Here is a 13,370-nt window from a genome sequence, read left to right on the forward strand (position 1 = left end):
AGTGGGGATAAACTCTAAAAAATGATGAAAGAGAAACTTTGGAATGCAAACTACATCAAGGTGATGACTACCAACTTTCTGTTGTATTTCGCCTTCTATCTGCTCACACCTTTGCTCCCTCTCTATCTGAGCGAAAATTTTGGAGCCACGAAAGATGTGATTGGAATTGTGCTGAGCGGCTATACGGTTGCCGCCCTCATCATTCGTCCGTTCAGCGGATATGTGGTTGACAGCTTTTCGCGCAAGAAGGTTCTGATGGTCTGTCTCTCGGCCTTCGCAATCTTCTTTGCCGGCTATATTGCAGCCAGCACCATCCTGATGTTTGCCATCTGCAGAACCCTGCACGGAGGTCCATTCGGAGCCGTAACGGTTGCCAACAGCACCTGCGCCATCGACGTTCTTCCGGCAAGTAGGAGAAATGAAGGAATCGGACTCTACGGACTGAGCAACAATTTTGCCATGGCAATTGCTCCATCCATCGGAATCTATCTCCATAATGCGGTAGACAGTTACATGATTCTCTTCTGGATAGCTTTCATCGTGGCGATAGCCTCAGTTGTGATTGCAGGAACCATCCGCCTCCCCGAAAAGGAAATCGTTAAGAACAAGGAGAAGCTTTCTCTCGACCGCTTCTTCCTGACGCGTGCCTGGCTCCTTGCCATCAACATCGCCATGTTCGGTTTCTGCTGGGGCGTTCTGAGCAATTATCTTGCAATCTACAGCAAGGAGGAACTCGGAATTACGGGTGGAACGGGCACTTATTTCGCCCTTCTTTCCATGGGTCTGTTCCTCTCAAGACTGCAAGGCAGAAAAGCCTTGAGCCAGGGCAAACTTACCCAGAATGCGGCCGAAGGAATGCTGCTTTCGCTTGTTGGTTTCATCATCTTTGTTGCCGTCAAGCACCCGGTAGCCTATTATCTTTCGGCTTGTCTTATCGGCCTGGGCAACGGTCATCTTTACCCAGCCTTTCTCAACATGTTCATTAATGTAGCTCGTCACAACCAGCGTGGAACGGCAAACAGCAGCATTCTTACAGGTTGGGATTTGGGCTTCGGAATCGGCTGTCTGCTAGGCGGAGTTGTGGCAGAACATTTCGGTTACAACGGAACATTCTGGATGGTTGCTATAGAAAATGCAGCTTCCGTTCTCCTCTTCTTTGCCGCTTCGAAACAATTCTTTGAGAAGAGACGCAGAGAATAGAAAACAGTTGATAAAGAGAAATATAAGATTACGAATAAAAAAAAGAGCACTTCATCCGAGACAGAAGAAAGTCTCAGGCGAAGTGCTCTTATTTTTATCTTACTTTTCTGTTTTTAGAAAGGAAGATCATCTGCGCTACCACCCTCTGCTGCAGGAGCTGCAGGCTGAACTGGAGGGAATGCTGCAGTTGCGCCATTAGCAGGAGCTGCTGGCTGAGCAGGAGCTACAGGAGCACCTACTGGAGGAAACGCACCTGGCTGCATTCCGCCCATAGCACCAGCTACGGCGTTAGGGTCAACACGCTGGATGTTCCAGGCACGGATGCTGTTGAACCAACGGCCCTGATACTCGTGAGCATCAATATCGAAAGAAACCAGGAGTTCCTCACCACTCTGAATGTTGAACTGAGCCAGACGGTCTGCTCCGAAAACATCAAAGCACAATTTCTTTGGATACTGCTCGTGGGTTTCAATTACGAACGACTGAGCTTTCCACTCTCCTCTTGCAGAGACGCCGCTTCTTTCAGGCAAAACGGCAATAACCTTTCCTTGTAATTCCATATGATAATATTTAAAGTTTTTCCTTTGTTTAAAGGGTGTTTTTTTCTTTCTGACTGCGAAATTACTAAAAATAGTTCAAAAACTAGAACTTTTCTCCAATTATTTTTGCTTATCAGCGATATTTTTTGTATTTTTGTGCTCAATTAGGTGATATTGCCTAATTAAATTAAGGTGAAACAGAAAACAAAATAAAATTTAAATAAAATACTCATGAGATTTACAGTATCAAGTTCTGCATTGAGCAGCAAGCTCAACATGCTCGCAAAAGTGATTGGAAGCAAGAATTCGTTGCCAATCCTCGATTGTTTCCTTTTCCAAGTTGCTAACGGTGAAATGAGCATCACGGCTAGCGATAGTGATAATGTCATCAAGAGTACACTCGCTCTTACCGACCACGATGGAGAAGGTGAGTTTTGTGTGCCTAACCGCGTTATCCTCGATGCGCTGAAGGAACTGCCTGAGCAGCCTCTTCACTTCGATGTAGATGCTGCCGGAGAAGCCGTTGCCATCAAGATTGTTTACCAGAACGGTCTTTACAACTTCACAGGTCAGAGCGCAGAGGAATATCCTCGCACACAGAGCATGAACGATGCTTGCACCACCGTTTCTTTGCCTACAGAAATGCTGATCAACAACATTTCACGCTCGCTCTTCGCTACAGCCAACGATGAGTTGCGCCCTGTCATGAACGGTATTTACTTCGACCTGACAGCAGATGCTCTCGCTATCGTAGCAAGCGATGGTCACAAGCTGGTTCGCAGCAAGAACTTCACTATCAAGAGCGAATCTCCTTCAGCATTCAACTTGCCTAAGAAGCCAGCTTCTCTGCTGAAGAACATTCTGAGCAAGGACGGCGACGACGCTATCATCAAGTTTGATGACCGAAGCGCAGAAATCCAGTTTACTGACGGCGTTATGAGATGCAGACTGATTGATGGCCGCTACCCTAACTACAACTCTGTTATTCCAAACAACCCTAACGAGGTTACAGTAGACCGCAGAGGCTTGCAGAGTGCTTTGCGCCGCGTATTGCCATTTGCAAGCGAGAGCAGCCAGCTCATCCGTTTCCACATCGAGTCAGGTCGATTCGAGGTTTCTTCTGAGGATATTGACTTCTCAACATCTGCAAAGGAACAGTTGTCTTGCGAATACAACGGCTCACCTATCAGCATCGGCTTCAAGGGAAGCAGTCTGATGGAAATCCTGAGCAATCTTACCAGCGACAACATCATCATCCAGCTGGCAGACCCAAGCCGTGCCGGAATCATCGTACCAGCAGAACAGCCAGAGAACGAAGATATTCTGATGCTCATCATGCCTATGCTCCTTAACGACTAAAGGAGCACGGGCTTTCTCTGAAACAACAAAAAGAAAAGTATTTCTACAAAAATGAAACTCAATTTGACAAAGCCTCTGATCGTGTTCGACCTGGAGACAACGGGTCTTGACATGATCAAGGATCGTATTATACAGATTTCTTACATCAAGGTAATGCCTGATGGAACTGAAGACCGCAAGAACCTCTTCGTAAATCCTTGCAAGGAGATTCCTGCAGAAGTAGTTGCCCTTACAGGCATCAGCAACGAAGATGTAAAAGATGCGCCAACCTTCAAGCAGCTGGCTGCCACATTAGAGAAGGAATTTACAGGTTGCGATTTCGCAGGCTACAATTCCAACCACTTCGATGTACCGATGCTCGCAGAAGAATTCCTGCGTGCTGGAATCGACTTCGATTTCAACAAGTGCCGTCTCATCGATGCGCAGACCATCTTCATGAAGATGGAACGCCGTAACCTGGCTGCTGCCTACAAGTTCTATTGCGGCAGAAAGATGGAGGAAGATTTCGAAGCTCATCGTGCAGATCAGGATACAGAGGCTACTTACCGCGTGCTCATGGGCGAGCTCGACAAGTATGCTCCAGGCGTGCAGGATGAACCTGAGCGCGTGCTCAACAACAACATGGATGAACTTGCCGATTTCTCTAAGCAAAAGGATAATGTAGATTTCGCCGGACGCATCGTTTGGGAAGAGGTAAAAGACGCCCAGGGCAACGTTGTAAACGATGAGAACGGAAATCCTTTGAAGCACGAAGTATTCAACTTCGGAAAATACAAAGGATGGGATGTGGCTGAGATTCTGACCAAAGACCCGGGTTATTTTACATGGGTCTTGGGAAGCGATTTCACCAACAATACCAAGCAGGTGCTTACCCGCATCCGCCTTCGTGAATTCAACAAGAGAATGGGAAAATAATTGTTACCGGACTTTCGCAAGCAGTTGAAGAACAAACCTTGCGAAATTCGGATTTATTTCTTAACAGTTAGAAAAATTCATGTTAAAAGGAAAGAAAATCGTATTGGGCATTACGGGCTCTATTGCAGCCTACAAGTCTTGCCTCATCATACGAGGTCTCATCAAGCGCGGAGCCGAAGTGCAGGTGGTCATTACGCCTGCAGGAAAGGAGTTCATCACTCCCATCACCCTTTCGGCTCTTACGCATAAGCCTGTGGTAAGCGAATTCTTCTCGCAGCGCGATGGAACCTGGAATTCGCACGTAGACTTGGGTCTGTGGGCCGACGCCATGCTCATCGCTCCTTGCACAGCCTCTACCATGGGAAAGATGGCTCACGGAATTGCTGACAACATGCTCATCACAACCTATCTGTCGATGAAAGCGCCTGTTTTCATCGCTCCAGCCATGGACCTCGACATGTATAAGCATCCTTCTACCCAAGCCAACATGAAAACACTTCTGGGCTATGGAAATCACATCATAGAACCCGAAGTGGGATTCCTGGCAAGCGGACTGGAAGGAAAGGGACGCATGGAAGAACCTGATATTATCGTAGAATGCCTCGACAGATTCTTCGATGAACAGGCTCAGCAGAATGCAGAGACCGCTGAAGCTGCATCAGAAAACTGCAAGGAAAAAGAAAGCGATAAGCTCGATTTGAAAGGCAAGAAGATCATGATTACAGCCGGACCAACTTACGAAAAGATTGACCCGGTACGTTTCATCGGCAATTATTCTTCCGGCAAAATGGGCTTTGCCCTTGCTGAAGAGTGCTGCCGTCGTGGTGCTGAGGTTACGCTGGTTGCAGGTCCGGTTTCGCTCAGCTGTTCCGAAGCCATTCATCGCATCGATGTAGAAAGTTGCGAGGAAATGTATCAGGCAGCCACTAAAGCTTTTGCCTCTACCGATGCAGCCATTCTCTGTGCTGCTGTTGCTGATTTCAAGCCAAGCGAGATTGCTGACAGGAAAATCAAGCGCGAGAAAGATGATCTGGAACTCCGCCTCGTCCCTACTCACGATATTGCCGCAGCCCTTGGCAAAATGAAACAAAAACATCAGCGAATTGTGGCTTTCGCCCTGGAAACCAACGATGAAGAGGCTAATGCACAGAAAAAACGCAAAAAGAAAAATGCCGATTTCATCGTGCTTAACTCTACTCGCAATCCGGGAACCACATTCCGTACGGATGATAACCAGATAACGATTATTTCTGAAGAGGGTAAGAAAGAATATGAGAAGAAACCGAAAACTGAAGTGGCTCGCGACATTATCAACGAGCTGGCTCATCTCTTGTAGTCCCATCACATCAGCCGCTCAGGAGTTGCAGGCTAAGATTACCATCAACCATGCACAGATTCAGGGCACGGAAAACCGGGTATTCGATAATCTGCAGCAAACTCTTGAGCAGTTTGTGAACGACAGGCAATGGACGAATCTTCAATTCAGGAAGAACGAGCGCATCGTGTGCAACTTCAATATCACGGTAAGCAAGTATGATAAAGACCAGAATATCTTTACCTGCAAGGCGCTCATCCAGGCCAACCGTCCCGTCTACAATTCAGCCTATACGTCCACCTTATATAATAATGTGGATGAAAACTTCACGTTCAAGTTTGCCGAGTTCGACCAGCTGGAGTTTACCGAAGAGCGGATTGACAACCAGCTAACGGCTTTGCTCGCCTACTATGCTTACCTCATCATCGGTTTAGATCTTGACAGTTTTGCGCCTAAAGGTGGGGAGGACATTCTGCAACGTTGCATGAACCTCACCAACAACGCCCAGAATCTTGATTTTCCGGGCTGGAAAGCGTTTAGTGATAACAGAAACCGGTTCGCCATCATTTCCGATTATCTCGACGGAGCCATGGAACCTTTCAGAATGCTGCAATACAACTATTACAGAAAAGGGCTCGATGAAATGGCGAATAATGTGGAACGTGGCAGAACTGAAATCACCAACACCCTGCTCCAGGATCTGAAGAAGGCACGTACGGACAGACCGCTCAGTCTGCTGCCACAAATCTGGACCGACTATAAGAAGGACGAGCTTGCTAACATCTATCAGAAACATGGCACTCAGAAAGAGAAAGAAAGCATTTATGAGCTGCTCTTCTCCATCAATCCTTCTCAAAACTCATATTGGGACAAAATCAAGGAATAAGGCTACATGCAGAATGATTCGAGGCAACTTCTCGAATGATAAAGCAAAGAATCTTCCTAGAAAGGTTAAGTTCCTTAAAAACAATAAGATAAGAAATTATGCTCAAGCAATTATACATCAAGAATTTCACGTTGATTGACGAGTTGGACATTCCTCTTTATCCAGGATTCTCAGTCATCACGGGCGAGACGGGTGCCGGAAAGAGCATCATTCTCGGAGCCATCGGACTGCTACTGGGCAACCGTGCTGACAGCAAGGCCATCAAGGCAGGAAGAGACCGATGCGTGATAGAAGCCCACTTCGACCTGTCAAAATACGGAATGCAGGATTTCTTCGATGCTAACGATATTGATTATGATGCAGAAGACACCATCATCCGCCGCGAACTGACAGCTGCCGGAAAAAGCCGTGCCTTCATCAACGACACGCCCGTCCCCCTGAGCAAGATGAGAGAACTGGGCGAACAGCTCGTCGATATTCATTCGCAGCACCAGAACCTCCTACTGCAGAAGGAAGACTTCCAGCTCAGCGTGGTCGACATTATTGCCCACGATGAAAAGCAGAAGAAGGCTTATCTTGCCGAATACAAGAACTATAAAAAGGCTAAGCAACAGCTGGAAGACCTGAAAGCGGAAATCGCAAAGAACAGGGAGAACGAGGAATTCATGCGCTTCCAGTTTAAGGAACTGGATGATGCAAACCTGCAGGAAGGCGAACTTGAGCAACTGGAACAGGAAGCAGAAACCCTGAGCCATTCTGAAGACATCAAGACTGCGCTCTATGAAGCAGATAATGCACTCTCGGGCGAAGACGGCAGCATTCTTGACAAACTGAAGAATGCAGCCCAGCAGATTGACAACATCAAGGAGGTTTATCCGGATGTGAAGGAGGTGGCTGAACGAATGCAGAGCAGCTATATAGAACTCAAGGATATTGCCCAGGAAATAAGCGGAAGCGTTGACAATATAGAGTTTGACCCGAACCGGCTTGAAACCATCAATTCCCGGCTTGACCAGCTCTACTCGCTCCAGCAGAAATTCCATGTGGAAAATGTAGAAGAACTCATCGACACTCGCGAGCGAATCAACGAACAGTTGCAGCACATCGATAATGGAGATGAAGACATAGAAGAGCTGGAAAAGCAAGTTGGCCTTCTGCTTGTCAAGGCTGAAAAGCAAGCTAGCGAACTGACTGCCATCCGAACGAAATCGGCAAGAAAGATAGAAGAAGAAATGAAGAAACGTCTCATTCCTCTGGGAATTCCAAACGTCCGCTTCGAAATTTCATTCTCCGCCAAGCCGCTCAGTTCTGATGGTGTTGACAAGGTCAATTTCCTGTTCAGCGCCAACAAGAGCACGCTTCTCCAGCCGGTCAGCCAGGTTGCTTCCGGTGGAGAAATTGCCCGCGTCATGCTTTCTCTGAAGGCCATGATCAGCGGCGCCGTAAAACTGCCAACCATCATCTTTGATGAAATCGACACGGGAGTAAGCGGTAAGATTGCTGAAAAGATGGCGGAAATCATGACAGAGATGGGCAACCTGAACCGCCAGGTTATTTCCATCACCCACCTGCCGCAGATTGCTTCCATGGGAACCCATCATTACAAGGTTCTGAAGGAAGAAACCGAAGAGGGAACTCTTTCTCACATGAAGGAACTCAACGAGCAGCAGCGTATAGAAGAAATCGCCCAGATGCTCAGCGGAAGCGACATTACGCCTGCTGCCCTGGCAAATGCTAAGGAGTTGCTCAATAAACACAAGCAACACAAATAAGATTATGAAAAAAATAAATATGATCATGATGGGACTGATGCTCGGAGCATCGTCCCTCTATGCCCAGCCGGGTTCGGTCCAGAAACTGGCTAAGAGCGTTTTCACCTTGACTACTTTCAATCAGAAAGGCGACATTATCGCCTCTACCCAAGGTGTTTTTATCGACAACAAGGGAACGGCTATCAGCACCTTTAAGCCATTTGTCGGAGCTGTAAAGGCAAGCGTTGTTGACGCTTCCGGCAAATCGATTCCTGTTGAGGCTATCATGGGAGCCGACGAGCTCTACGATGTGGCTAAATTCCGTATCAACGCCTCTACAGTTGCAGCCCCTATTGCAACCAAGGAATCGGCTGCTGGCGACAAGGTCTGGCTGGTTCCTTATTCTATCAAGAAGCCGGCTTACCAGCAGGAGGATATCAGCAGCGTAGAGAAGTTCAAGACTACGTACAACTATTACATCTTCTCGAATAGTGCTCCCGAAAATGCAGTAGGTTGTCCGTTTGCCAACAAGAACGGCCAGGTCATCGGTCTGATGCACAGCAATGGACAGGTTACGGCCATCGACGCCAACTACGCCAAGCAACTGAAGGTAACCGGTCTTTCGAGTCTTGATGCAGCCCTTCGCGAAACCACCATCCGTACAGCTCTTCCTGATACAGAGAACGAAGCGATGACGATGATGACTCTGAAGAAAGGCCAGACTACAGCTGATGAGTATGCGAAATATAGCGATGAGTTTATCAGCAAATTCCCTACTTCAGCCTTCGGTTACAAGGAGAAAGCCGCTTATCTGACGGATAAGGCAGAATATGATGCAGCTGCCAAACTGATGGAAGAAAGCATTAAGAAATCGGCTGCCAAGGATGAGGCTCATTCCAACTATGCCGACCTGATTTATCAGAAGATTATTTACAAGGGCGATTCTGTTTATAAGGACTGGACGCTTAACAAGGCCATAGCTGAGGCTCAGAAGGCATACGAAATCAAGGCTCAGCCTATTTACCGCCATCAGGAAGCGCAGATTAATTTTGTAAAGGGTGAGTATCAGAAAGCTTACGATACTTTCATGGATTTGACCAATACTTCACTTCTCAGCGGCGAACTCTATTTTGAGGCTGCCCAGGCTAAGAAGAATCTCAAGGCTCCTGCCAAGGAGATTGAAGTTTTGCTCGATAGTGCGGTAAGCGTTGGAAGCAAGACCGGAATGGTTGCGAATTACTATCTGGCTCGTGCAGAATTTCTGAAGGAGCAGGGTGAATTCCGCCGCGCTATTCAGGATTATAATATGTACGATTCCATTGCCCGTCCTGTTTCGCCAGCCTTCTTCTACACCCGTTACCAATGCGAAACCAAGTTACGCATGTGGCAGCCAGCCCTGCTTGATATTGCCCGCACCTGTTACCTGGCTCCTAAAGAGCCTACATATTTTGCAGAATGGGCAAGTCTTGACTTGCGTGTAAAGCGTTATGATGAAGGAATCAGCGCAGCCACCCATTGCATAGAGTTAGCTCCTGAATATGCTGACGGCTACCTTCTCTTAGGTCTGCTCCAGAAGGAGAAAGGAAATAAGGAAGAGGCCATCAAGAACCTGAAGAAAGCCCAGGAACTCGGCGATTCCCGCGCTGGAGAATATCTCAAGAAAATGAAGTAATTATTTTAGTAATAAGTAAGAAAGTCCGTAGGCATTTTAACAGAACGCCTACGGACTTTCTTTTACATTTTAGTCATGTGGTAACCCAGCATTTTTAGCTCTACGGCTATTCCCATGAGGAACATCTGGTGAAGGGCGGCAACGAACCCCCGGAAGGCTTCCTCGCTTCCAGGCTGCAGATTCAGATGAATCAGCTTGCTGTAAGAGCGCGAAGCACATTCTGCAACCACATTCGTAACAGCCTTATGCGCTTCCTCATTCAGCAGCAGAACCTTTTCGCAGATGTAATCGTCCATGTGGTCGAAATCTATTCTGTCACGAAGATATTCATAATGATTCTCTACCTTGCTGTAGAGTTCCCAATCCTCATCCCAATACTTGGCAAGCGCCATTCCTACATACATGATCCAACCCAATGAAACCGTAGGATATTTGGCAAACTCGCGAATCGCATCAGGCAGATAACTCTCGCCTACTTTCTGCCACAGCTCTTCCAAATCCGGAGCTTCCGGCAAATGAGCATCTACCTTATCAATACCCAGCAGATATTGATAAAGATCTTCCTTGAAGATCGCTTCAAAATTCTTTTTCTCTTCCATTTATCTTTTCTTTTCTAATATTTTTTTACTGAACTCTGCAAACCCTGATTCCTATCTGAACCGGATGTTTGTGCATGTAAGTATAAAGTGTCATGGGTTCATCAATCACCTTCTTGTGAATGCTGCTGGCATTGAGCAGATGCAATCCGTCTTTGTGCCAGGAAGCAATACCGATGTGGGTCGTGTCGAGCCCCTTCTTGTTGGTAATGATGGCGATAATGTCACCATCGTGAATAGCGTTGCGGAAAACTGCCGTGTTGGCAATCTTGCCCTTCGGAACATAACGGTAACGCTTGCCGTTCACACTCTGTTCCAATTTTCTGATTCCCGATTTCCATTCCGGATGAGCCTTAAGCATCTTATAGCTCGAAACATGCGTACTCATCAAGTTGATGTTCACGGTCTGAACGGCCGAGAAAGGAGGATTGGGCGCAATATTCTTCACGATTCCCTCGCGCTCGTTTGCATCCATCCAAATCGTGAAATAATGCTGGCGCTTCACATAGGAAATCTCTCCGTTCACATAACGCACATTTCGGAGATGTTCACAGAAAGCCAAGAAAGAAGTCTCGTTCTTCTTGGCGCACAGGGTGAGCGCCGTAACCATCTCTACGTATGTGGTGCAGTCCAGCTCACGGGTGTTCACGATGAGCACCTCTTCCTTCGTCCGGTCCAACGTGCCGCCCACATAAGGAACGCCCGCCATCTGCTTGCCAAACCAGAGCATCCAACTGGCTGGTTTCTTCTTCATCGCCCTTGCCTGCTGCAGCAGTTCTACAATCCGCAGACTGTCCTGCCGCTGATAAACAACATTCACCCTGGCTTCTCCCGGAACAGCCAGCACGCAAGCCAGCACGACAGCTGCCATTTTCGTAAATATTTTCATCTCTTCTCTTTTAATATGTTAATGATGACGTTTCCTGCCGAAGTTCACACCCACATAAATATTGAGTGAGCCAAACGAATTGTTGGTAGAAAACTGTTTTTTCTTATAGTTGTAGGAATGGATGATGGTGCTGGCGCCCGCGTACCAATGCGTGTTGTTCCACACAATACCGAAGCGGCCTATTCCATCCAGGTTCACATTCTTGAAACTGAAGTTGGTAATGTCCAGATGTTCCCTTTCATTATCCGATTTCGAGCTGTTGTAAGCCACACCTACCGAGAGCGAAGCGTTGAAGAGCCAGTTCTTGGCGAAAACCCAGTTGTAAGCATAGCCGCAGGTTACGTTCACATCGCTGTATTTCACCTTGCTGAACATCAGCGAACTGTCTATCTTGGCTTCCGGAGTTCCCCCGTTTGTCAGATTTTTGTTCAGCCGTTCATCTACAAGATTGGTCAGTTTATCCCAGTTCACCTCCAGTTCATGCTCCGTGTAACCGATTCCCAGAAGCATGGAACCGGCACTTCTCCGCTGCACCGTACTCTGCGAATAGGCGGCAGGATAAGAGAAGCGGCGATGGTTGAAGATGTAATAAAGATTGAATCCCTTGATGCTCGATTTGAAACCGTCGAAAGGAGCCTTGCGGATAGGGTCACAATCGATGTGCTCACCCAGATTCATCCGCAGAACATGATAGTCATTTCCCGTCTGTCGCCAGAACAGGTCTATTCCCAGCAGACTGCTGTAGAGGCTCAGGTCAAACTCCTTTTTATTAGTGTGGTTATTCCTGAAATTAATGTGTTTCAGGTCGAACGTATAACCCAGAAACACCCATCGCCAGCCCAGATAAGGCCCCAGGCGGTAAGAAGGATCAGGCGAGAAGGAAATGCTCTGTCCTTCGCTGTTCCTGAGCGTATATTCCTCGTAGGTATTGGTGTTCTGCAGCATCACCGTATAATTGTAATGCTGGTCTTCGATATAAGCCGAATCCGTACTGTTGAATTCTCTGAAGAACCGGGTGAACACATCTCCCACCTGATGGAAGAAGGTTTTGCGATGGCGCTCTTTCACGAGGCTGTCCTGGGAATTGGACATGAACATAGTCTTGTTGAAGAGCGTTCCCAGCATGGTAGAATCCACGGGCTCCCCAGCCCTTGCCGAAGTGCAGGCGAGGGAACAGATAAATCCTACTATACAGAAACATCTCTTCATAACTTACGCTCTAATCCTGATGATGATTTTGTAAAAAAATCAGTTCTTCCACAATACTCGGTCCAGCACCCAGTTGACAGCCGTAGCCGAAACGCTGGTGCAGTCGCATTTTCCTATTCCCTGCAGATGCTGAATCACACTCTTGATGAGCGGCAGCTGCACATAAGGCGGATTCGGAACCGTAATCAAGTTCTTTCCTTCGCTCGTAATCACTTCTATCGGCTGGTAAGTGAACACCGAGAATGAGAGCGAACCTTTCTCGCCAATCACCTCGATGCAGTCTTCCTTCGCACTCTCATGTCCCACGAAGCACCAGCTTCCGCTGCCCGGAATTCCGCTCTCAAAGAAGAAGCACGCCGAGAGCGTATCTTCAGCCTGATAAAGATGCGCTCTGTTGGCAGGATAGCCGTGCGCACGGGTAATCACACCAAACAGATTCTGGAGCAAATCTATCTGATGAGGAGCCAGGTCGTAGAAATAGCCGCCGCCCGCAATATCCGGCTGCAGTCGCCAAGGCATTTCCTTGCCGCTCTGAAAGTCGAGATCGCGCGGAGGAACCGAGAAGCGCACCTGAACATTCACCACGTTACCGATGGTTCCGCTCTCGATAATCTCCTTTACCTTCTGGAAGTAAGGAAGATAACGGCGATAGTAAGCTACAAAGCAGGGAACACCCGTCTGCTCGCTGATGCGGTTGATGCGGATGCAGTCGTTGTAGCTCGCTGCCAGCGGTTTCTCTATATAGCAGGGTTTGCCCGCACGCATCGCCATGATAGCGAAGGTGGCGTGAGAAGAAGGTGGCGTGGCGATGTAAACAGCATTCACATCGGGATCTTCTATCAATTCCGATGCATCCGTGTACCATTTGCGCACATGATGGCGCTCAGCATAGCTGCGTGCCTTGTTCTCGCTTCGGCTCATCACAGCCACCACCTGCGAACCCTCCACTTCGTTGAAAGCCGGTCCGCTTTTCTTTTCGGTTACTTCTCCGCAGCCGATAAATCCCCAATTAATCTGTTTCATTCTCTATTGGTTTATT

At 47.7% G+C, this 13,370-nt stretch carries 12 protein-coding genes; 7 read left to right on the forward strand and 5 right to left on the reverse strand.

Going from position 1 to position 13,370, the window contains the following annotated elements; translation table 11 throughout:
• Nucleotides 1-24: 24 nt before the first annotated feature.
• A complete protein-coding gene (locus tag ONT19_RS04490; protein WP_228112362.1) occupies nucleotides 25-1,200 on the forward strand; it encodes an MFS transporter in 1,176 nt (391 codons plus the stop codon).
• 113 nt (nucleotides 1,201-1,313) lie between these two features.
• Here the strand turns inward: ONT19_RS04490 and ONT19_RS04495 are convergent, their stop codons facing one another.
• The gene (locus tag ONT19_RS04495) at nucleotides 1,314-1,760 is read right to left on the reverse strand and encodes a DUF3127 domain-containing protein (RefSeq protein ID WP_117727805.1); all 447 of its coding nucleotides are present in this window, start codon (nucleotides 1,758-1,760) and stop codon (nucleotides 1,314-1,316) included.
• Nucleotides 1,761-1,970: 210 nt separating this feature from the next.
• On the opposite strand from ONT19_RS04495, the gene dnaN reads away from it, so the two are divergent.
• The 6 genes from dnaN (at nucleotide 1,971) to ONT19_RS04525 (ending at nucleotide 9,637) form a co-directional block, all read left to right on the forward strand.
• A complete protein-coding gene (gene dnaN, locus ONT19_RS04500) occupies nucleotides 1,971-3,098 on the forward strand; it encodes a DNA polymerase III subunit beta (RefSeq protein ID WP_022120654.1) in 1,128 nt (375 codons plus the stop codon).
• A gap of 51 nt (nucleotides 3,099-3,149) precedes the next feature.
• Entirely contained in the window at nucleotides 3,150-4,013 is an 864-nt protein-coding gene (locus ONT19_RS04505) for a 3'-5' exonuclease (protein ID WP_117586197.1), read from the forward strand.
• A gap of 79 nt (nucleotides 4,014-4,092) precedes the next feature.
• Nucleotides 4,093-5,349: a bifunctional phosphopantothenoylcysteine decarboxylase/phosphopantothenate--cysteine ligase CoaBC gene (gene coaBC, locus ONT19_RS04510; protein ID WP_153082837.1), complete on the forward strand. Its 1,257-nt coding sequence runs from the start codon at nucleotides 4,093-4,095 to the stop codon at nucleotides 5,347-5,349.
• Entirely contained in the window at nucleotides 5,285-6,214 is a 930-nt protein-coding gene (locus ONT19_RS04515) for a DUF4835 family protein (protein ID WP_082231212.1), read from the forward strand. The genes coaBC and ONT19_RS04515 overlap by 65 nt, the downstream gene beginning before the upstream one ends.
• 98 nt (nucleotides 6,215-6,312) lie before the next feature.
• The gene (gene recN / locus ONT19_RS04520; protein ID WP_264952189.1) at nucleotides 6,313-7,986 is read left to right on the forward strand and encodes a DNA repair protein RecN; all 1,674 of its coding nucleotides are present in this window, start codon (nucleotides 6,313-6,315) and stop codon (nucleotides 7,984-7,986) included.
• 4 nt (nucleotides 7,987-7,990) lie between these two features.
• A complete protein-coding gene (locus tag ONT19_RS04525) occupies nucleotides 7,991-9,637 on the forward strand; it encodes a tetratricopeptide repeat protein (RefSeq protein ID WP_264952188.1) in 1,647 nt (548 codons plus the stop codon).
• A 62-nt stretch (nucleotides 9,638-9,699) separates the two neighbouring features.
• Here ONT19_RS04525 and ONT19_RS04530 read toward each other — a convergent pair whose 3' ends face one another.
• The 4 genes from ONT19_RS04530 to ONT19_RS04545 all read right to left on the reverse strand — a co-directional run bounded on the left by ONT19_RS04530 (nucleotide 9,700) and on the right by ONT19_RS04545 (nucleotide 13,354).
• Nucleotides 9,700-10,236, reverse strand: a complete 537-nt coding sequence (locus ONT19_RS04530; RefSeq protein WP_117694203.1) for a hypothetical protein — start codon at nucleotides 10,234-10,236, stop codon at nucleotides 9,700-9,702.
• A gap of 25 nt (nucleotides 10,237-10,261) precedes the next feature.
• A complete protein-coding gene (locus ONT19_RS04535; protein WP_264952187.1) occupies nucleotides 10,262-11,122 on the reverse strand; it encodes a DUF1460 domain-containing protein in 861 nt (286 codons plus the stop codon).
• Nucleotides 11,123-11,140: 18 nt separating this feature from the next.
• Nucleotides 11,141-12,214 (reverse strand): DUF4421 domain-containing protein, encoded by a 1,074-nt coding sequence (locus tag ONT19_RS04540; protein WP_218458678.1) that lies wholly within the window; start codon nucleotides 12,212-12,214, stop codon nucleotides 11,141-11,143.
• A gap of 156 nt (nucleotides 12,215-12,370) precedes the next feature.
• Nucleotides 12,371-13,354, reverse strand: a complete 984-nt coding sequence (locus tag ONT19_RS04545; RefSeq protein ID WP_022120662.1) for a Gfo/Idh/MocA family protein — start codon at nucleotides 13,352-13,354, stop codon at nucleotides 12,371-12,373.
• Between the last annotated feature and the right edge of the window lie 16 nt (nucleotides 13,355-13,370).

Origin of the sequence: Segatella copri, from assembly GCF_026015625.1 — a bacterium.
Classification (GTDB): domain Bacteria; phylum Bacteroidota; class Bacteroidia; order Bacteroidales; family Bacteroidaceae; genus Prevotella; species Prevotella copri_H.